Source organism: Pseudidiomarina terrestris (assembly GCF_030466405.1).
Taxonomy (GTDB): Bacteria; Pseudomonadota; Gammaproteobacteria; order Enterobacterales; family Alteromonadaceae; genus Pseudidiomarina; species Pseudidiomarina terrestris.
Map to the genome: position 1 here is coordinate 48,655 of NZ_JAGGJF010000003.1, position 19,185 is coordinate 67,839.

17 protein-coding genes are annotated in these 19,185 nt (G+C 51.9%); 8 read left to right on the forward strand and 9 right to left on the reverse strand.

The genetic code is table 11. The features are described 5' to 3' along the window. Positions 1-70: 70 nt before the first annotated feature. Complete coding sequence (gene fic, locus J6J34_RS07130; RefSeq protein ID WP_301898736.1) at positions 71-1,153, reverse strand: protein adenylyltransferase Fic; 1,083 nt, start codon at positions 1,151-1,153, stop codon at positions 71-73. A gap of 147 nt (positions 1,154-1,300) precedes the next feature. Between fic and J6J34_RS07135 the strand changes: the two genes are divergently transcribed. Further along, entirely contained in the window at positions 1,301-1,939 is a 639-nt protein-coding gene (locus J6J34_RS07135) for a thiopurine S-methyltransferase (protein ID WP_301898737.1), read from the forward strand. On the opposite strand, the gene J6J34_RS07140 is transcribed toward J6J34_RS07135, so the two are convergent. Then, positions 1,936-2,235 carry a hypothetical protein gene (locus J6J34_RS07140; protein ID WP_301835168.1) on the reverse strand — a complete coding sequence of 100 codons (300 nt, stop codon included), beginning with the start codon at positions 2,233-2,235 and terminating at the stop codon, positions 1,936-1,938. The two genes, J6J34_RS07135 and J6J34_RS07140, sit on opposite strands and share 4 nt — an antisense overlap. 62 nt (positions 2,236-2,297) lie before the next feature. Next, positions 2,298-4,568, reverse strand: coding sequence for a nitric-oxide reductase large subunit (locus J6J34_RS07145; protein ID WP_301722038.1), 2,271 nt, complete (start codon positions 4,566-4,568; stop codon positions 2,298-2,300). A gap of 264 nt (positions 4,569-4,832) precedes the next feature. Between J6J34_RS07145 and nrdG the strand changes: the two genes are divergently transcribed. The 3 genes from nrdG (at position 4,833) to J6J34_RS07160 (ending at position 7,668) form a co-directional block, all read left to right on the forward strand. Further along, complete coding sequence (gene nrdG, locus J6J34_RS07150) at positions 4,833-5,306, forward strand: anaerobic ribonucleoside-triphosphate reductase activating protein (RefSeq protein WP_301898738.1); 474 nt, start codon at positions 4,833-4,835, stop codon at positions 5,304-5,306. Between the two features lie 18 nt (positions 5,307-5,324). Next, positions 5,325-7,151, forward strand: coding sequence for an anaerobic ribonucleoside-triphosphate reductase (gene nrdD / locus J6J34_RS07155; RefSeq protein WP_301898739.1), 1,827 nt, complete (start codon positions 5,325-5,327; stop codon positions 7,149-7,151). A gap of 109 nt (positions 7,152-7,260) precedes the next feature. Then, positions 7,261-7,668: a ribonucleotide reductase subunit alpha gene (locus J6J34_RS07160; RefSeq protein WP_301722044.1), complete on the forward strand. Its 408-nt coding sequence runs from the start codon at positions 7,261-7,263 to the stop codon at positions 7,666-7,668. 5 nt (positions 7,669-7,673) lie between these two features. Here J6J34_RS07160 and hemN read toward each other — a convergent pair whose 3' ends face one another. Both hemN and ubiT read right to left on the reverse strand, forming a co-directional pair. Beyond that, positions 7,674-9,041 carry an oxygen-independent coproporphyrinogen III oxidase gene (gene hemN / locus J6J34_RS07165; protein WP_301774599.1) on the reverse strand — a complete coding sequence of 456 codons (1,368 nt, stop codon included), beginning with the start codon at positions 9,039-9,041 and terminating at the stop codon, positions 7,674-7,676. Between the two features lie 92 nt (positions 9,042-9,133). Further along, positions 9,134-9,631, reverse strand: a complete 498-nt coding sequence (ubiT, locus tag J6J34_RS07170) for a ubiquinone anaerobic biosynthesis accessory factor UbiT (protein ID WP_301898741.1) — start codon at positions 9,629-9,631, stop codon at positions 9,134-9,136. An 86-nt stretch (positions 9,632-9,717) separates the two neighbouring features. Here ubiT and ubiU point away from each other — a divergent pair, with 86 nt between their 5' ends. Genes ubiU through mog form a run of 3 tightly spaced genes read left to right on the forward strand, consistent with a single transcriptional unit; the run spans position 9,718 to position 12,141 of the window. Continuing rightward, complete coding sequence (gene ubiU, locus J6J34_RS07175) at positions 9,718-10,713, forward strand: ubiquinone anaerobic biosynthesis protein UbiU (protein WP_301722047.1); 996 nt, start codon at positions 9,718-9,720, stop codon at positions 10,711-10,713. A 2-nt stretch (positions 10,714-10,715) separates the two neighbouring features. Continuing rightward, complete coding sequence (locus J6J34_RS07180; protein ID WP_301722049.1) at positions 10,716-11,612, forward strand: U32 family peptidase; 897 nt, start codon at positions 10,716-10,718, stop codon at positions 11,610-11,612. Further along, positions 11,602-12,141 (forward strand): molybdopterin adenylyltransferase, encoded by a 540-nt coding sequence (gene mog, locus J6J34_RS07185; RefSeq protein WP_418055189.1) that lies wholly within the window; start codon positions 11,602-11,604, stop codon positions 12,139-12,141. Before J6J34_RS07180 ends, mog begins: the two co-directional genes overlap by 11 nt. Positions 12,142-12,190: 49 nt before the next feature. Here the strand turns inward: mog and J6J34_RS07190 are convergent, their stop codons facing one another. Next, on the reverse strand, positions 12,191-14,857 hold the full coding sequence (locus J6J34_RS07190; RefSeq protein WP_301774601.1) for a nitrate/nitrite transporter: 2,667 nt from the start codon (positions 14,855-14,857) through the stop codon (positions 12,191-12,193). 301 nt (positions 14,858-15,158) lie between these two features. Between J6J34_RS07190 and J6J34_RS07195 the strand changes: the two genes are divergently transcribed. Beyond that, on the forward strand, positions 15,159-16,364 hold the full coding sequence (locus tag J6J34_RS07195) for an NnrS family protein (RefSeq protein ID WP_301722052.1): 1,206 nt from the start codon (positions 15,159-15,161) through the stop codon (positions 16,362-16,364). Here J6J34_RS07195 and J6J34_RS07200 read toward each other — a convergent pair. The 3 genes from J6J34_RS07200 to norR are packed head-to-tail and all read right to left on the reverse strand — an operon-like array spanning position 16,361 to position 19,075. Continuing rightward, complete coding sequence (locus J6J34_RS07200) at positions 16,361-17,116, reverse strand: HesA/MoeB/ThiF family protein (RefSeq protein ID WP_301774602.1); 756 nt, start codon at positions 17,114-17,116, stop codon at positions 16,361-16,363. The genes J6J34_RS07195 and J6J34_RS07200 overlap by 4 nt on opposite strands. Further along, a complete protein-coding gene (locus tag J6J34_RS07205) occupies positions 17,103-17,522 on the reverse strand; it encodes a YbaN family protein (protein WP_301722059.1) in 420 nt (139 codons plus the stop codon). Before J6J34_RS07205 ends, J6J34_RS07200 begins: the two co-directional genes overlap by 14 nt. Positions 17,523-17,539: 17 nt before the next feature. Then, positions 17,540-19,075 (reverse strand): nitric oxide reductase transcriptional regulator NorR, encoded by a 1,536-nt coding sequence (gene norR / locus J6J34_RS07210; RefSeq protein WP_301722061.1) that lies wholly within the window; start codon positions 19,073-19,075, stop codon positions 17,540-17,542. Between the last annotated feature and the right edge of the window lie 110 nt (positions 19,076-19,185).

The following is a 19,185-nucleotide window of genomic DNA, read 5'->3' on the forward strand; positions in this document are numbered from 1 at the left end:
GCCTGTACCCTTCGCTCCTGAAGAACACCGATCAGTGCAATAACTGGTCGGTGGTTTGGTGGTAAATCGTTTAAGCTGAGGTCATGAGTCTCATCAGGCGAGGGTTTACAAATAGCTTCTCCTTACCTGAAGTTACTTCTTCTAATATGCCAATTTCAACGAGCTGTTTAAGGTAAACAGAAGCGGTTTGACGCTTGGCAATATCGCGTTCCACCAGGTTACTAATTCGACAGTACGGTTGCTCAAAAATGACTTGGACAAGCTCATAACTGTATATTTTCGGTAATTGTTCGCGAATAGTGTGAGCAGTCTGCTCCATTAACGATCGAACAGCGGAGATTTTCTCACATGTCCAAAGAGAAGTTTGCTCAACACCGCGCAACATGAATACAAGCCAGTCTTGCCAGTTTTGCTGCTGAGTCACTTGGTTCAGTAATCGATAGTAATCTTGCTTGTGCGCAACAATGTAGCGGCTAAGGTACAATATCGGCAGTGTTAAAAGCTTTTGCTCAATCAAGTAGAGGACATTTAGGATTCTGCCCGTACGCCCGTTGCCATCATAGAAGGGGTGAATTGCTTCAAACTGGTAGTGGCTCACCGCCATTTTTATGAGCGGATCGATAGAATCGTTCTCATGGAGAAACTGCTCCCAGTTACTTAGTAAATCGCGAATGACCTGTTCGCCTGCCGGTGGTGTATAAATCACCTCGTTCGTTGTTTGATTACCAATAATGGTGCCTGGTAATTTCCGCAATTCCATCGCATTATTCTTCAATGTGCTACACACTTCGATGGCCGTTGTGGTACATAGAGGTTTGTGCTCTAGTTGCATGAAGCCTTGATAGAGCGCTGTTCGATAACGAAGTGCTTCTTTGGTTGCTTGATCAGCGCCACTGTCTTGTTGTGCATATCGAAAGAGCTGATCCGTTGTGGTGACAATATTTTCAATTTTCGAACTGTCTTTTGCTTCCAGAAGAGGAAGCAAATTGATGAGCATACTTTGATTAGGGAGCAGCGATCCAGCTTGTTTCAATTCGGCAAGCGCAGCGCGAGCGGAGATGCATGCTTTCAATACATCGTGCGTTTCGATGAGCTCCAATTCTGGTGGTAACTCAGGCAAATTGTTATAGGGTTGGTTAGCTTGCCAAGTCATGTTTAAATACTCCCAAAATTTCGACACGTTGTGATATTGGTTGTAGTGTATGTCGATTCTATCGACACGACAAGTTTATGTGTCGATTAAATAGCTTTTTATCGACATGAAGGGTGCTGCAGTCGTACCTAGTTACGGAGGTTTTTTATGGAACACAACTTCTGGCATCAACGCTGGCAACAGCAGCAAATTGGCTTTCACCGCGACGCTTTTCATGAATTATTAACGGCTTACTTTCCCAAAGCATTAGCAAGCGGACGGGTTTTAGTACCCTTATGCGGTAAGTCGAAAGACATGCTCTGGTTGCTTGATGAGGGCTATCAAGTTTTTGGTATTGAGCTGAGCGAGCTCGCTGTACAGGCTTTCTTCCAGGAGAACCAGCTGCAGCCAGTAGTGCAACAGCGTGGCAAATTTACCGAATACGCGATAGATGAACTGGTGATTTGGGTCGGTGATGTCTTCGATCTCTCGGTGGAAGACCTTGCCAATGTCGATGGTTGGTACGATCGCGCTGCGCTGGTGGCACTGCCTGAGAGTTTACGGTCGGATTATGTGGAGTTACTAAAACACAAGCTGCCGCGCGGCAGTAAAGGTCTGCTGATCACGGTGGAGTACCCGCAGGGGTTTCGCCAGGGGCCACCCTTTTCGATACCAGAAGATGAGGTCGTTGCTGGCTTTGAGACCCGTTTCAGGATCAAACCTCTGGCGCGGGTACCGGGCATGGTCAATAATGAAACGCCAGCTGATAATCCGGTCACCGAGCAGGCCTATCTACTCTATGACTAGTCATCTTTAATCAGGTCATTGCGTTTCAAAACCTTGAGGGTGCGGCGCGCGAGCTTTTCCAGAAAGGCTAAATCGGAAAGGGTTGGCACTGCGGTTTCGTTATCGAGATCGACTTGCCATTGGCTGACTTCAGTGTCGAGCATCTCCATCATTTTCTTGGAGCAGCCACGGCAGATACCCTGACACATATCAGCTTCTTTCAGACCGAAAGGAATGTTGCTGCGGATGGTATCGAGGAGTGTCTGCATTGCGACAAGAGTGTTGGGCTTGCGTTGACCGCGAATGACTTCAGACATACTTACCTCCATAAAAAAGGGAGGGCACCTGGAGAACGTGCACCTCCCTACAACGAGAAATCTTAGTTTTGTTCGGCAACAACCCCTTCTGGTTGTCCCTGTTTACCCCATAGGCCAGCGACAACTTGCCAGCTGATGGACAGCGCCCCCACGATGAAGACCACGTCGCCGACCGTACGCACCCAGCGCAGTCCTTCTAGCAGTGGCTGCTGCATAAAGGCTTCACTGCGGGCATACCAGAGTCCTTCTGATGCTGCAGCATGAAACTGAATGAAGCCGATGGGGAGCAAGCTGGTAAAGAGCATGAGACCCAGGCCGATGTTCATCCACCAAAAGGCTGTACTCATCAGTTTGTCGTTGAGTACCAGATGAGGGCGAATGTAGCGCAAGATTAGCATGACGAAACCGAGCGCAAGGAAGCCATAGACGCCAAACAGTGCTGCATGAGCGTGCGTTGGTGTGGTATTCAGACCTTGCACGTAGTAGAGCGAGATGGGCGGGTTGATCATAAAGCCAAGTACACCAGCGCCTAACATATTCCAAAAGGCGACCGCGACAAAACACATCAGGGGCCACTTCAGGCGTTGCATCCAAACCGCTTTCTTCTGCAGGCTCCAGTTTTCCCAGGCTTCATAACCAAGCACGATAAGTGGAACCACTTCCAACGCACTGAAGGTTGCGCCGACGGCCATGACCGGCGTGGTGGTGCCTGAAAAATACAAGTGGTGGAAAGTACCCGGAACACCACCGAGCATAAACAATGATGCTGAGGCGAGTGCGGCAGCCGTGGCCATGCGCCGGGACACCAGCCCCATGCTATGGAAAATAAATGCTAGTGCGGCGGTGGCAAAGACCTCAAAGAAACCTTCAACCCAAAGGTGGACAATCCACCAGCGCCAGTATTCCATGATGGAGATGTGGGTGCGCTCACCGTACGCGAAGCCGGCCCCATAAAACAAACCAATGGCGACCACAGAGGCAGTAAATAACGCCAGTAAGTTCTTATCACCTTCTTGTTTAAAGGCGCCTGCGACACAACGCATCATCAGGACCAGCCAGAATACGATGCCAACAAACTTACCAATCTGCCAGAGACGACCAAGGTCGACGTATTCGTACCCCTGATGGCCGAGCCAGAAATTTAGATGCTCGGGCATGATTTGGGCGATGGCAAGGAAGCTACCAACGAAGGTACCCGCAACCACTACAACCAGGGCCCAAAACAGAATATCGACGCCAAGTTTCTGATATTTTGGATCTTTACCACCGTTGATAATGGGCGCCAGAAACAGGCCGGCGGCCAGGAAGCCTGTGGCAATCCAGAACAGCGATGCCTGAATATGCCAGGTACGCACCAAGCTGTAAGGGAACCACTTGGAGATTTCGATACCGTAAAATTCTTGTCCCTCAACCGTATAATGTGCAGTGACACCACCGAGCAGGACTTGCACGGTGAACAGCGCCACCACGATAAATAGGTACTTGCCGAGCGATTTCTGTGACGGGGTAAGTTTTACCCGGCTGATCGGATCCTGTTGTGGCACTTCGATGTCTTCCTCATCATGTTGACGAAGGAAGGCCCAGGCCCAAATCAGACCACCAACGCCGGCAATCAGCAGGATCACGCTGACAATGGACCAGATAATATTTTCTGGGCTTGGAGTATTGTCAATCAATGGCTCGTGCGGCCAGTTGTTGGTATAGGTGATGTCAGCTCCGGGACGTTCAGTCGAGGCTGCCCATGCGGTCCAAAAGAAAAACTCGGCCATGCGCTCGCGCCGCTCAAGCTTGGGCAGAGTATTCTCTTTCATGGCATAACTTTCGCGGGTACTGCGCAGTTCCGCATCATCGCTGAATAAACGTATGTAATAATCGGCGGTCTGTTGAATCGCTTGCACACGACGGGGATCCAACACTGCTTCATCCAGCAGCGCATCGTAGGTATTGGTACGATAAGCCTGTTTCAGCTCGAATTGCAGCTGATTCTGCTGCGCGGGAGTTAAGTCGGCATAATCAGCGGCAAATACTTCAGCTGCAGCGATATTTAGCCACGCGACAAGTTCACGGTGCAACCAATCTGCAGTCCAGTCTGGTGCCTGATAAGCACCATGCCCCCAAATTGAGCCTAACTGCATACCACCCACAGATTGCCAGGCCGTTTGCCCATCAAGAATAGAGTCCTCCGTCATTAAGGTCTGTCCGTTCGTGGTAACGAACTTCCCTGGAATGGGCGGAGCCTCTCGATACACTTCGTTGCCGAAGTACCCCAAAATACCGAACGTAATGGCAAGCACTGCAATCAGCGTCCACCATAGTTTTTTGTAACCGGCCATACATCACCTATTTGTTATTGAGTCATCACAGGTAATATTGCAATTCCCTTGCCAACTTATTAAGGCACTGTTTTTGCTCGAATATAGTTGCTGGATGGGTGAAAAAGACCCAGCCTATTTCCGGGTGAATCGGCCCTCCGGGGTCGTAACTACCCAGCCCGCCATTTTATTGATCCTGATCAACGCAAATCCAGTGTCTTGCTCTAGGCTAAAACACAATATCTAGTGCCTTACGTTCATTCATAACACCATATAGGCGATACGATGCGATTCAATGCGAAAGACATTGTGTTTCAGGAGGTTCCCGGCGAAGTCGCGCTGGCCTATACCATCACCGGTTGTACCGTGGGTTGTAAGGGCTGTCATAGCGTCGATAGCTGGCCTGCGGAGCGGGGACAGCAGTTAACACTGCAAAGCTTTACGAATGAACTCGATCGCTACGCTGGACTTATCACTGCGGTGTTGTTCTTAGGCGGTGAATGGCATCAGGACGCCTTAATAGAACTGTTAGATGAGGCAATTAGCAGGGGCCTGCGCACCTGTCTCTACACTGGATTAGAAACCGTACCGGCGCTGGTGCAACGGCGCCTTACTTATTTGAAAACCGGGCCATGGCGGGCTGAATGTGGCGGTTTAACAAGTGCCACAACGAATCAGAGGTTTTACGACCTGCGCTCGGGGAAAGTTCTTAACGCTCTATTCTGCCCCGACTTTATTGACTGCGAATTAGTGAACTAAAACAGAAGGACAACAACAATGCTGCGCTTACAACCTGAACAAATCGATCACAAAATGAACTTCATCCAGGAGTATCTGCACGCACAGAATGCCGCGGATGGATCGAAAATGGATGCCAATGCCAATGTCACGCAAAAGAACATTGCGACTCTGGAAGCGGAATTGATGAAAGACTTTTTCGTGCAAGTGAATCGCAAGCAAGTCAGTAGCAAGATCGCTGAGTTGTTTGATGAGCAACTCGCGCAAGAATACGTTCGGCAAATTGAAGACCATGAGATTTACGTGCATGACGAAACCAGTTTAAAGCCCTACTGTGTGTCGGTCACCATGTACCCGTTTCTGCGTGACGGTCTTACCAAGTTGGGCGGCGAATCGCTGGCGCCAAAGCACCTTGAGAGCTTCTGTGGCTGTTTCGTCAACTTTGTCTTTGCCGTCAGTTCGCAGTTTGCCGGCGCTGTGGCGACCGTAGAGTTTTTAACCTATTTCGATTACTTTGCGCGAAAAGATTACGGTGATGACTACTTGAACACCCATCGTCATCAAATCCAAAACCATCTGCAACACGTCGTTTATGCGTTAAATCAACCGGCTGCTGCGCGTGGTTATCAGAGCGTGTTCTGGAACATTTCAGTGTACGATAAATTCTATTTCGATAGCATGTTTGGTGAGTTTGTCTTCCCTGACTTCAGTAAACCCGAATGGGGCTCGGTCAGTGCTTTGCAGGACTTCTTCATGCACTGGTTCAATGAAGAGCGGAAAAAGACCATTCTTACCTTCCCGGTCGTCACTGTGGCCATGCTCACCGAGGACGGTAAGTGTAAAGATCAGGAGTTTGCCGAATCCATGGCAAGTGAACTTGCTGATGGCAACTCCTTTTTTGTGTATTTATCCGATAATGCCGACTCATTAGCTTCATGTTGCCGACTACGCAGCGAAATTAGCGACAATACCTTCTCTTATACTCTGGGGGCGGGAGGCGTTGCAACCGGCTCAATTAATGTTATTACCATCAATATGAATCGGTTGGTACAGGATGGCCGCGACCTGGCGACGGAAATCGAAAAAATCCAGAAATATCAGGTTGCATACCGGCGGTTAATGGAAGAGTACAAGGCAGCTAGTTTGTTGACCGTGTATGACGCCGGCTTTATCTCCTTGGATAAACAGTTTCTGACCATCGGCATCAACGGTATGGTTGAGGCGGCGGAATCACAAGGCATTGAAGCCAGCAATAACCCTGAGTACATTGCCTTTGTCCGCGACCGCCTGAAAGTGATTTATGATGCGAATAAAGCCGCAAAAGCGGAGTACGGCTACATGTTCAATACGGAGTTTGTGCCGGCGGAAAACCTCGGCGTAAAAAATGCCAAATGGGATCGGGCAGACGGCTACTTTGTGCCACGCGATTGCTACAACTCCTACTTTTACGTGGTCGAAGACCAGCAATCTAATGCGCTGGATAAGTTCGTGTTACACGGTGATGAATTAATTCAATACCTCGATGGCGGTTCGGCGCTGCATTTGAACCTTGATGAGAAGCTCAACACATCCGGCTATCTGGCGTTGCTCAATACTGCTGCCAAGACCGGCTGCAACTACTTCTGCATCAATGTCAAAATCACCATTTGCAATGCCTGTGAGCATATCGACAAGCGCACCCTCAGCACATGTTCGTCGTGTGGCTCTGCAGATATCGACTACGGGACCCGGGTGATCGGTTACCTGAAACGGGTTTCGGCCTTTAGTTCGGGGCGTCAACAAGAACATAACCGGCGTTATTACGAACGTGCTGAATCTGAACATGTTGAGGCGTCAGCGCAGCGCGCCTGGCGCCAGGCCAGTTAAGCAAAAACTACTCCAAAAGAGGGAGCTCAGCTCCCTTTTTTGTTGTATGGGTAATACTGACCAGACACGTTATGATCTCAGGTCGAATCAACCCAACGAGATTGACGCTATGGTAATTGAAAGTTATTCCGACCTTATTCAGGCTGCACAGCAGCAAGACGAGCCACAACGGTTACTGTTTGTGCTGGCAAAGGCTGAACTCCCCGACGATGCGACGGAAAGTCAGAAATCCCGCTATGCTGAGCAGCAAGGCGGCGCCCTCGACCCGGTTTTATGTGTCGACAAATTACCACAGGACGTTGCTGAGTTTTCGACCTTGTTAGCTGAATCGGAGCGAACCGGAGTGGATTGGGATATCGCGTTTATTGCGAGCATGTCGGGACGCGCCGGGCAGGCGCCTTCCAGTGATGAAGCTGATCAGCCGTTAACTTTGATGGTCAATAAAGTCAAAGCCGGCAGCATTGCCGACTTTGTCACGGTAAATAAACAAGGCGAACTTATTCAGCTATTCGCCTGAGCAGTCTAGACCACTTTAGAGTAGCGAGGCGCAGTTGCCTCGCTATCCAGGTAGGCATCAAAGCAGGCACAGATACTGCGGACCCAGAGACGACCGCGCTCGGTTACCTGAATCACACCCTCACTGATCACCACTAAACCATCCTCAATGAAAGGTTGTAACTTGGCTTGAGCTGCCGCGAAATAGTGCCAAAAGTCGTCGATCTGCCAGGTCTCGCTGAAGGTTTTGGTATCCAGTTCAAAATGGCAGATCAGCTGCGCAATGAGGGCTGCACGTAAGCGATCATCTGCACTCAGACTGAAGCCTTTCACGACCGGAAGTTCATCGCCTTCCAAGGCACGATAGTAGTCCGGAAGATCTTTACTGTTCTGCCAGAGGACGCCGTTGATTTGGCTGATCGATGAGGCGCCAAGACCCAGCATGCAATCCTGACCGGCGGTGGTATAGCCCTGAAAATTGCGCTGTAAACGGCCCTGTTGCTGGGCAATGGCCAGCTCATCATCCGCCTTGGCAAAGTGATCCATACCGATAAACTGATAGCCTGCAGCGCTAAAGCGAGTAATCCCAAGTTGCAGAAGTTCGAGCTTTATCGGCGCAGATGGCAGCGAACTATCCGGAATTTTGCGCTGTCCGGCAAACCGCTGCGGCAAATGTGCGTAGCTAAACAATGAGACGCGATCGGGCGCCAATTCAATAACTTGATCAATGGATGCCGCGAAACTGGTCGGTTGTTGATAGGGCAAGCCGTAAATCAAATCCAGATTGATAGAGCTAAAACCTAACTCCCGACTGAGTTGCACCTGATGCTTGATTAACTCGGTATCCTGTACGCGATTAATGGCGATTTGTACCTTTTCGTCGAAATCCTGGACACCGTAACTGACACGATTAAAGCCCAGTGCGCGCAAATGCCGCAGTTTGTCATCGCTGCAGCTGCGCGGGTCAATCTCAATACTGAGTTCCGCACTTTCAGCGATCAGGAAATAACGGTTAAGCAAGGTATGCAAACGCGTCAGCTGTACCTCAGTAAGAAAGGTCGGCGTGCCGCCACCAAGATGAATTTGAGTGATAACACGGTCACCAAGATGCTCAGCATACATGGCCATTTCCTGGGCCAGCATATCCAGATAGCGGTCCGCTTTGTGCTGATGACGGGTGATGACCTTGTTACAGCCGCAGTAGTAACACAGCTTATGACAAAACGGCAGATGCAGATAGAGACTGAGCTCCTGAGGCGCAGAAGCCAGGGTCTCAAAAACCTTCTGGTGTGGAAAGTTTGGCTGCAACGCCAATGCGGTCGGGTAGGACGTATAACGCGGCCCATTAATATTGTATTTGTCGATCAATTGCTGATCCCAGGTTACCGCTGTCATTTTTCTACTCCAAGCCAGACTGCATGTGATGACCTGAATTTTACGTGATTTAGATCAGAAAATTGATACTCCTGAAGGGTTACTTCTTTGATCTAGGTCAAAGATTTCACGGTCGCTGTTCGTTCCGCCAGGTTAGCCAGAAGGCGATAACATGGACCTGGCAGGCGTTGTCGTAATTCAATGGTATCCAGCAGGTTCTTAACCTGCAGTCCGAGCTCAGTGTCGCCGGTGAGCAAAAGCTTGCGGCGGAAAAACAGCGTGTCGGGATCCACTTGCTGAGTACTTAGCTGCAGAAGTGCTGACCAGTCCACACGCATAAAAACATCCGGGTGCGCGGTGCTGGATACCACCTTAAAGTGCGCACTTTGCGGCAGTTGCTGAACTGAAATAGCGAACTTCAGACCAATATCCCGCACCTCAATACGCACCCAGCGGCTGCTCAGAAAGTCGAACGCTCCGGCCGCCAGATCGGCTTTGAAAACCTGCTGGAACAGACGCTCAATGAGCGCATTGGTGATGGGGGCCGGCGCCCTTGCTAACATTGCTTTCAGAGCCCCTGGAGCAAGCTCTACTACTTTGGTGATAACCATTCATTGCCTCTTTTTTGCGCGCTATCAAAGATGCCAGCCATTATAATACTCATTATCAATGTATGTTTACGGCAAGGATCAACAAAATGGAACTTCTCTGTCCGGCTGGCAGTATGCCCGCTCTTAAAGCTGCCCTGGAAAACGGTGCGGATGCGGTTTATGTGGGATTCAAAGGTGAAACCAACGCGCGTCACTTCGCCGGTTTGAATCTGGACGCGGACGGCTTACGTGAGGCTGTCCGTTTGGTGCATAGCTACGGTAAAAAGATTCATGTCGCGATTAATACCTTTGCCCATGTGCGAACCTGGGATCACTGGCGACAAGCCGTCGATGACGCCGCTGCTGCTGGTGTTGATGTGCTTATCGTCGCAGATATTGCGGTGCTGGCGTATGCCGCTGAGCGCTATCCACGACTGGAACTTCACCTCAGTGTGCAAGCCTCGGCAACTAACGCTGCGGCGATTGATTTCTACAAGCAATTTCGGGTTAAACGCGTGGTATTGCCACGGGTTTTATCTATGCAGCAGGTACGAGCGTTAGCGCGGACCACAGACATTGAGCTGGAGGTCTTCGCATTTGGCAGTCTCTGCATCATGGCCGAAGGCCGTTGCTACCTTAGTTCATACATGACGGGGCAGTCGCCGAACACCGCGGGCGCCTGCTCACCGGCACAGTTTGTACGCTGGGATGAGACCGACGATGGCGGTCTCGAATCACGCCTGAACGGCATTATGATTGATCGCTTTGCGCCTGACGAAACGGCCGGCTATCCAACACTTTGTAAAGGCCGGTTTCAGGTCGGCGATGACACCTACCATGCGCTTGAGGAGCCGACCAGCCTGAACACCCTGGACCTGTTGCCAGAGTTATACCGTGAAGGGATAGCCAGTTTAAAAATCGAAGGTCGGCAGCGCAGCCCCGCGTATGTTGCACAAATCACGCGGGTGTGGCGCCAGGCCATTGATCGGGTCATGGCAGATCCCGAGCAGTTTACCGTGCAAGGTGAGTGGAACACTGTCTTGGCGGGCCTTTCAGAAGGCAGCCAAACCACCCTTGGTGCTTATCATCGGAAATGGAAATGACTATGCAATTTTCTTTTGGACCTATTCTTTATTTCTGGCCGCGTACTGAGGTCGAAGCCTTCTACCGAAAGGTTGCCGATTCCAGGGTGGATTGTGTCTACCTGGGAGAAACCGTTTGCAGTAAGCGGCGTGAGTTAAAATTCGAGGATTATTTCCGCATCGCACAAGAGTTGCGCGAAGCAGGCAAACAAGTTTGTCTGTCGACCATGACTCTGCTCGAAGCGCCTTCCGAACTTCGTGAGCTCCGTAAATATTGTGACAACGGCGATTTCCTGGTCGAAGCCAATGATGTGGGTGCGATTAGCTTGTTACAGGAAAAGAAACTGCCCTTCGTGGGCGGTGCGGCCCTACAGATCTATAATCAACACAGTCTGCGCCGCTTCATCGGTATGGGAATGAAGCGCTGGGTTGTGCCCGTTGAGCTGTCCCGCGACTGGCTCGCCGAACTGCTGGCGGAGCCGATGATCGACAGTGTCCGCGACTGCTTTGAAACAGAGTTGCTGAGCTTCGGTCACCTGCCTTTGGCCTGGTCCGGGCGTTGCTTTACAGCGCGGTCTGAAAATCGTGCGAAAGACCAGTGTGAGCTGTGCTGTATCAAGTATCCGCAAGGGCGAACGGTGACCAGTCAGGATGGCACCGAAGTCTTTGTCCTGAACGGTATCCAGACGCAGTCTGGCGCGCGCTATAATCTGATCAACCAACTCAAGGGCATGCATGGTCTGGTGGATATGGTACGCTTAAGTCCCGAGCCGGAAGACAGTTTTACCTGGCTGCAACGGTTCCGTATGAACCAGGACGGCCAACGACCCTATGGTTTGGCAAAGAACGAAAGCAACGGCTATTGGTTGAAGCTTGCAGGAATGACCCAGATGAACGAAGGGATGAATGATGACGGATGAGATGACCGCCCGGATCGGTATTGTCACTGTGAGCGACCGTGCCAGTGCCGGTGTATACGAAGATATTTCTGGTAAAGCCATTGAGAGCACACTGAATGAGTATCTGAGTTCAGCATGGCAGTCGGTGTATCGGCTGATTCCCGATGAGCCGGATCAGATCGAGGCCGCCTTGATTGAGTTGGTCGATAAAGAACAATGTTGCCTGGTGGTGACGACTGGCGGTACCGGACCAGCGAAACGAGATGTTACTCCTGAGGCCACAGAAGCCGTGTGCGACCGCATGATGCCGGGGTTCGGCGAATTGATGCGCATGGAATCACTGAAGTATGTGCCGACGGCAATCTTATCGCGGCAAACCGCTGGTCTGCGCGGTAGCAGCTTGATTATCAACTTACCCGGCAAACCTAAGGCTATTCGACAATGTCTGGACGCGGTTTTCCCTGCGGTACCTTATTGTATTGACCTCATGGAAGGCCCCTTCCTTGAGTGCGACGAAACCGTCATCAAACCTTTCCGACCCAAAAAATAAGCCCGCGCCAATTGGCGCGGGCCATCTTACTCTTTCCTTATTCTATTCTTTAGCAGGGGTTTGCTGCGCCCCGGCGTGAGTAGAACCACCAGGTCATTAGCGTACAGACCGCGTAGAATCCGATAAAGGCATACAACGCACCTGACACACTACCGGTAAGTGCGATTGACGTGCCGTAGGACTTCGGAATGAAGAAGCCACCATAGGCTGCAAAGGCTGAGATGAAGCCAATTACCGCAGCAGACTCTTTATTACCTTCTTTGACAGCTTTTTCAGTATCGCCGTGCACGCGTTTGCGCTGGTTCAGGAAGATAACTGGAACCATACGGAAGGTGGAGCCGTTGCCAATACCTGTTGCAATAAACAGGATTAAGAACGAGACAAAGAAGCCGACAAAACTTCCGGCGCTCTCACCTAATGGCAGGAAGTAGATGACGCCCATGACGCCAGCGATCATCAGTAAGAAGTTCCAGAAGGTCACTCGGGCGCCACCCAGTTTATCCGCCAGAATGCCACCGAAGGGACGCGATAGCGCACCGACCAGAGGCCCAAGGAAGGCGTACTTGGTTGGGTCAACGTCGGGGAACAGCATTCCTGAAAGTAACGGAAAGCCTGCGGCGAAGCCGATAAAGCTGCCGAAAGTTCCCAGATACAAAATACTCATGATCCAGTTGTGCGAGCGCTTAAAAATGACCGCCTGATCGCTAAAGGATGCTTTGGCAGACGAAATATCATTCATGCCAAACCATGCAGCAATCGCTGCGATAACGATGAAAGGTACCCAGATGAACGCGGCATTTTGTAACCAAAGCTCAGTGCCTGCCTGGGCGCCTTGCTGCACCACCAACGGGTCGCCACCAAGGGGACCAAACACGCTGGCGGCAATGACCAGAGGGGCTAGCAGTTGCATGCCAGATACACCCAGATTGCCCAGCCCCGCATTCATGCCCAGAGCTGCACCTTTTTCTTTCTGTGGGTAGAAGAAACTGATGTTGGCCATGGAACTCGAGAAGTTACCGCCACCGAAGCCACACAACAGTGCCAGTATCAGCATGATGATGTAGGGAGTATCCGGACTTTGCACGGCAAAGCCAATCCAGATACAAGGTATCAGCAGTGACGCGGTGGACAACGCCGTCCAGCGCCGGCCGCCAAAGATCGGCACCATGAAACTGTAGAAGATCCTCAGCGTGGCGCCCGATAGCGCCGGTAGTGCCGCCAGCCAAAAGAGCTGATTGGATGAATAGGTAAAGCCAAGTTGCGGCATTTTTACCACCAAAATACTCCAGATGGTCCAGACAGCGAAGGCCAGGAATAAATTAGGAATCGAAATCCACAAATTACGGCTGGCGATTTTCTTGCCTTTGCTTTCCCAGAAGTCTTTATCTTCGGGACGCCAGTCATCAAGGGTGTAGTAGTCGGGCGTTGAAAATTCAGGCAAGTCGGTCTGTTCCACATCGCCACGGAATTCGATACGTTCTGCACGGCGTATAGAAAAGTGCATCCACAGTAGCGAAATAATGGTGATGCCAAACAGCAACATAAACACACTTTGCCAAACGCCAATTACGTCGTTGAGCATACCGAAGGTCAGCGGCAGCAAGAAACCACCCAGGCCGCCGATCATACCGACAACACCGCCTACCGCACCGACGCTTTTCGGGTAATAAACCGGAATGTGTTTAAACACCGCGGCTTTACCCAGTGACATAAAAAAGCCCAGCACAAAGGTGAGGAGTACAAAGGCAACCAATGTGACTTCAAACTGGAAGCGGATCGGGCCGTGAACACCTTCGACAATGTACTCGGTTGGCGGATAGCTCAGCATAAAGGTACAAATTGCCGAGGCGATAAAGGTCCAGTACATCACCCGGCGAGCGCCGTATTTGTCCGACATCCAACCGCCAAGTACACGGAAGAGCGAGGCTGGTATGGTGTAGAGGGCAGCGATCAGGCCGGCTTCTGTGATGCTGAGATCGTAGACTTCCATCAAATAATGGGGCAGCCAAAGAGCCAATGCCACGAAAGCACCAAAAACAAAGAAGTAGTACAGACTAAAGCGCCAGACCCGCAACTCGGCTAGCGGCGCCATTTGCTCCAGGAAGGTTTTCGGCGCCTGCGCGCGACGTTGCTGAGTCAGCGGATCCTCTTTGGCGAGTACGATAAAGGCTATGCCCATAATACCTATAACGGTGGCATAGACTTGCGCCGCACCCTGCCAACCCAAGGCCACCAGCAAAAAAGGCGCGCCAAAGTTGGTTACGGCTGAGCCAACGTTACCCGCGCCAAAAATTCCCAGTGCGGTACCTTGCTGCTTGCTGTCAAACCAGGCAGAGGTATAGGTGACACCAACGATAAAGGCACCACCGGCCAGGCCGACACCCAGAGCACCCACCAGCAGCATGGCGTAACTGTTGGCAAAGGTCAGCAAGTAAACACAGAGAGCGGTGGTGAGCATGAGCACACCAAAAACCCAGCGACCGCCGAGTCGATCGGTCCAGATGCCGAGGAACAGGCGACTAATGGAACCGGTCAGGATGGGCGTTGCCATCAACAGCCCCAGCTGTGTATCCGTAAGAGCAAAATCCTCTTTTATCTGAATACCGATAATGGAAAAAATGGTCCACACTGCAAAGCACAGGGTGAACGCAAAGGTTGAGAGTCCGAGCGCGCGGTAGCGGTCGAACTTACTCACTTGCGATTGTGGTGTAGGCATAATCATGCTCCTTTGGCACGAGATTCATGTTCTGCCTCAAGTCTACTGAAATAATCGGTCACTGATAGCGGTCAAACTGGCTTTGAATCAGTCGCTTAACTGCCCTCTACCGCTTTGTGGTTAGGTCTTCGCCCGGGCGCAGGGGCGGCAAAATCAAGGCCATTTACCACCAATGCAGTAGTGGCTTTGCCAGCAGTAAAGTACAGATGTTTTAAAGAGGTATCTCCAGGAAATCCTACTGGAATTTAGTGGTTCCTGTGGTATAAACATAGATACAAAATGTATGTTTAATGGTGAGCTCATGCTGCAAATTACCGACCTGCAAGTAGAAGAAAAAATGTGGCCGCTGCTGCGGCAAGCCTTCCGTCCGATGTTCTTACTCGGCGCCACCTTTAGTGCTTTGGCGATGATGCTATGGCTATGGGTACTCAGTGGCTCAATTCAGTTGCCGGTATTTGGTGATGTCATGTTCTGGCACAGTCATGAAATGATATTCGGCTTTGTTGCCGCCATCATTGTCGGCTTTTTACTGACCGCCGTACAGAATTGGACGGGGTTGCGTGCCACCCATGGAAAAGCCCTTGGGATACTGACACTGGTCTGGTTATTAGGGCGACTGGGTCTGTTATTTGGGGCGTTCTTGCCGCCTATTGTGCCGATCGTCATCGATCTCGCGTTTTTACCCCTGGCTGCAGTGCTGCTGGCGATGCCGTTAATCTCGGTGAAGCAGCAACGGAATTTGTTCTTTGTTCCGGTGTTACTGCTGCTCGCGCTTTGTAACGCGCTCATGTACTACGGGCACATGACCGGGCGCTTCGACTTGCAACAGGTGGGCAGCCAAAATGCGGTTATTCTGATCACCCTCCTGATGGCAATCGTTGGTGGCCGGGTGTTACCTATGTTCACTGCAAACGGCACCATGACCGAAAAAGTACAGCCCATAGTCTGGCTTGACCGACTGAGCTTAGGCAGCCTGTGGCTTATCTTCGCTCTGCAAATTACCCAAATAAGCAGTTTGCTCAGTGGTACGGTGATGGCAGCCTTGTATGCTGTAGCAGCGGTATTGCTGGCAATCCGCTGTGCGCGCTGGAAGATCTGGATCACCTGGCGAGTGCCCCTGTTGTGGTCGTTTCATCTGGCCTACTGGTTCCTGCCGGTTGGTCTGGGGTTATTTGCTCTGCATCATGCGACCGGCGAGGTTAGTGTAAGCACTGCCATCCACGCGCTGACCGTGGGTGCCATGGGCAATATGATTCTGAGTATGCTGGCGCGCGTATCGCTTGGGCACAGTGGGCGTCCTCTGCAGCCGAAGAAGATCATGTCAGTGGCGTTTTTGCTGGTCTTTGTGGCAGCACTGTTGCGGGTCTTTGCTGCCTGGCTGTGGCCGCAGGACACCTATCATTGGTACCTCTACGCTGGCGGAGCCTGGGTGCTTGCCTACCTGATTTATGTCGTGGTCTATCTACCGATTCTTACCCTGCCGCGCGCCGATGGCCGCCCTGGCTAACAGCTGCACACCGGGCAATCCGGATGGCGACTGAGCTGGAAGCTTTGCCAGTCGCCATGCAGCCCATCGTACAGTAACACGCGTCCGGCAACAGGTTCGCCGACGCCAGCCAACAGCTTCAGTGTTTCCACACTTTGCATGGCACCGATGACCCCTACGACGGGCGCCAGAATACCAGACTCCATACAGCTGAGCTGCTGCTCACCAAAGAGTAAGCTTAAACAGCGGTAGCAAGGCCCCTTACCTTGATTTAGAAACACGCTGAGCTGGCCTTCGTAACGAATAGCTGCGCCAGACACCAGCGGTACCTGAGCCTCGACACAGACGGCGTTTATGGCGTTCCGGGTGGCCAGGTTGTCGCAGCAATCCACCACGCAATCGTAATTGCCGATAAGCTCCGTTAAGCTTGCCTGGTCAAGGCGTTGCTCCAGAACTTCAATGCTGGTATCGGGGTTGAGTGACTGCAGACGCTGGCGCGCGGCAATCACTTTGCTCTGGCCAATGTCGTCCTGTTGGTAGAGCAGTTGTCGCGGCAGGTTATGGTGGTCGACACTGTCGTTATCGACCAGGGTGAGCTGGCCGACACCGCTGCCCACCAGATAGGGCGACAGCGCGCAGCCGAGACCGCCCATACCAACGACCAGTACGCGGCTGGCCAGCAGACGTTCCTGACCGGCCATATCGAAACTAGGCAGCATGACATGACGGCTGTAGCGAAGTAACTGTTCACGGGTAAGCTCAGGGAGTGTCATCGTCAGAAACCTTCTCGGCTGGGATCGGCTGTGCCGGCGTATGTTCGGGGCGCAAACTGAGCCACACGGCAACGATCAGCATAATACCAATGACAGTAAGCTTGACGGCCAGATGCGCGGGACTAAAGCTCAACATGATGGCGCTACCTGTCATCATCACAATGGCAATGACCTTGGCTTGTCGTTTCACCACGCCATAGCGACGCCAGGCAATAATTTGCGGCCCGTACTTGGGGTGCGCCAACAGTTTCGCTTCTAAAACAGGCCACCCTTTGCCACCAGCCCAGGCCGCCACGAGTAGAAAAGGCACCGTCGGCATAATGGGCAATAACAGGCCAATAACACCTAACAACAGACTTAAAACGGCTAGTGTTCGCCACAGCAAAATTTGCAGTATGACCGTCATTCCTCTCCCTACCTGAACTATTTCAAACCCAGTCGCTGTGCGAGTTTATGTAAATTACTTGGATCGACCTCTAGTATACGTGCGGCCTGCGTCCATTTATAGTCCGCTTGTTTTAACGCGCGCTCTATCAGCTGCGTCTGCAACTGTTGTACAGCATCGCGCAGGTTTAAGCTGGTGGTGGTTAGGGTTTCACTATCGACTTGATAGCTGGCGGTGGGTGCGTTCGGCAAATCCAGAAGCTCCGGAGCGATACTGACAATATCAGTCCGCTCTGCCCCCTGACTTAAGGCCTTGATGGCCGCGCGACTGACCGTGTGCTCGAGCTCCCGAACGTTGCCCGGCCATTGGTACTGGACCAGGGCATGTTCCGCCGCAGAACTTAAGCGCAACGCCCGCAGCCCAAGTCGCGCCCGGTTGAGCTCAAGAAAGTGACCTACCAGCAGCGGAATATCCTCGCGCCGCTCACGCAACGGCGGGATGGGCAGTGGATACACGCTCAAACGATGGTACAGATCCGCGCGGAAGTCGCCGCTTTTTACCTGTTGCTGTAAATCCCTGTTGGTTGCTGCAACGATGCGAACATCGACTTTATGCGCGGTATCGCTGCCAAGGCGCTGGATCTCGCCATTTTGCAATGCCCTTAGCAACTTCGCCTGGATCGCCGCAGGTAACTCACCGACTTCGTCCAGAAATAAGGTTCCGCCGTCAGCGCTATCGAACTTACCAGCGCGCTCGGTGGCCGCTCCGGAAAAGGCGCCGCGGGTATGCCCAAACAATTCACTTTCGGCCAGCGATTCAGGTAACGCCGCACAATTGACGTAGACCAGAGGTTGTTTACTGCGACTGGACCAGCGGTGCAGTTGCCGCGCAAACAACTCTTTACCAACGCCGGTTTCACCAAGCAGCAAAACCGGTAGATCAGCACTCGCCACCACTTTCAGCTCTTGTAACACTTGCTGCAATGCGGTGCTGTGGCCGATGATCTCCGAGCCCGTACTGGCTTCATTCTGCAACGCAGTTTCGCCATCGCGCCGGCTACTGCGCAGGGCGCGGATACTTTGTTCAATCTGGCCCATGCGAATGGCAGCTTCGACCAGCAAACTGGCACGTTGCAGCTCGCGCATGGCGTCGGCATCAAAGGTTCCCGGTTGCAGGGCATCCAGTGTCAGCGCGCCCCAGCACTTCCCTTCCACGTACAAGGCAATGCCCATGCAATCGTGCACGGCAAGATGGCCATCAGGACTGTCCTCAATCAGACCGTCATAAGGGTCAGAAAGCTGACTGTCGGGCTCAAAGCGGACGGTATCCCGGGCTGCCAGGATAGCGGTCAGCCGTGGATGTTGCTCGGTAATAAATCTACGGCCCAAAGCTTCGCGCACCAGCCCGATGCTGGCGATAGGACGCAAAACCTGCTGATCTTGTTGCAACAGGACTACGGCACCGCAATGAAAATGACGACGCAGCGTGGTAACGAGCTTTTGCAGACGTACCACGGCGGGTAATTCAGTGACCAGGTCGGCGACTAAGGTCTCAAGTAACGACGTTTCATGCATGGTGAAATCAACCCAATTAGGCGGGAAAGACCCGCTCAAGAATGGGTTTAATTTACCATCGCTGATTAAAAGTCTATATAAATCAGAGTGGGTAGATCTGGCATTTAAAT

Bases quoted from the DNA above. Each gene is read 5' to 3' on its own strand.
- J6J34_RS07205 (WP_301722059.1), bottom strand. From the start codon at position 17,522: ATGACGGTCATACTGCAAATTTTGCTGTGGCGAACACTAGCCGTTTTA.
- J6J34_RS07180 (WP_301722049.1), top strand. From the start codon at position 10,716: ATGCAATTTTCTTTTGGACCTATTCTTTATTTCTGGCCGCGTACTGAG.
- ubiU (WP_301722047.1), top strand. From the start codon at position 9,718: ATGGAACTTCTCTGTCCGGCTGGCAGTATGCCCGCTCTTAAAGCTGCC.
- ubiT (WP_301898741.1), bottom strand. From the start codon at position 9,631: ATGGTTATCACCAAAGTAGTAGAGCTTGCTCCAGGGGCTCTGAAAGCA.
- J6J34_RS07200 (WP_301774602.1), bottom strand. From the start codon at position 17,116: ATGACACTCCCTGAGCTTACCCGTGAACAGTTACTTCGCTACAGCCGT.
- J6J34_RS07140 (WP_301835168.1), bottom strand. From the start codon at position 2,235: ATGTCTGAAGTCATTCGCGGTCAACGCAAGCCCAACACTCTTGTCGCA.
- mog (WP_418055189.1), top strand. From the start codon at position 11,602: ATGACGGATGAGATGACCGCCCGGATCGGTATTGTCACTGTGAGCGAC.
- hemN (WP_301774599.1), bottom strand. From the start codon at position 9,041: ATGACAGCGGTAACCTGGGATCAGCAATTGATCGACAAATACAATATT.
- J6J34_RS07195 (WP_301722052.1), top strand. From the start codon at position 15,159: ATGCTGCAAATTACCGACCTGCAAGTAGAAGAAAAAATGTGGCCGCTG.
- J6J34_RS07160 (WP_301722044.1), top strand. From the start codon at position 7,261: ATGGTAATTGAAAGTTATTCCGACCTTATTCAGGCTGCACAGCAGCAA.
- J6J34_RS07135 (WP_301898737.1), top strand. From the start codon at position 1,301: ATGGAACACAACTTCTGGCATCAACGCTGGCAACAGCAGCAAATTGGC.
- nrdD (WP_301898739.1), top strand. From the start codon at position 5,325: ATGCTGCGCTTACAACCTGAACAAATCGATCACAAAATGAACTTCATC.
- J6J34_RS07190 (WP_301774601.1), bottom strand. From the start codon at position 14,857: ATGCCTACACCACAATCGCAAGTGAGTAAGTTCGACCGCTACCGCGCG.
- J6J34_RS07145 (WP_301722038.1), bottom strand. From the start codon at position 4,568: ATGGCCGGTTACAAAAAACTATGGTGGACGCTGATTGCAGTGCTTGCC.
- fic (WP_301898736.1), bottom strand. From the start codon at position 1,153: ATGACTTGGCAAGCTAACCAACCCTATAACAATTTGCCTGAGTTACCA.
- nrdG (WP_301898738.1), top strand. From the start codon at position 4,833: ATGCGATTCAATGCGAAAGACATTGTGTTTCAGGAGGTTCCCGGCGAA.
- norR (WP_301722061.1), bottom strand. From the start codon at position 19,075: ATGCATGAAACGTCGTTACTTGAGACCTTAGTCGCCGACCTGGTCACT.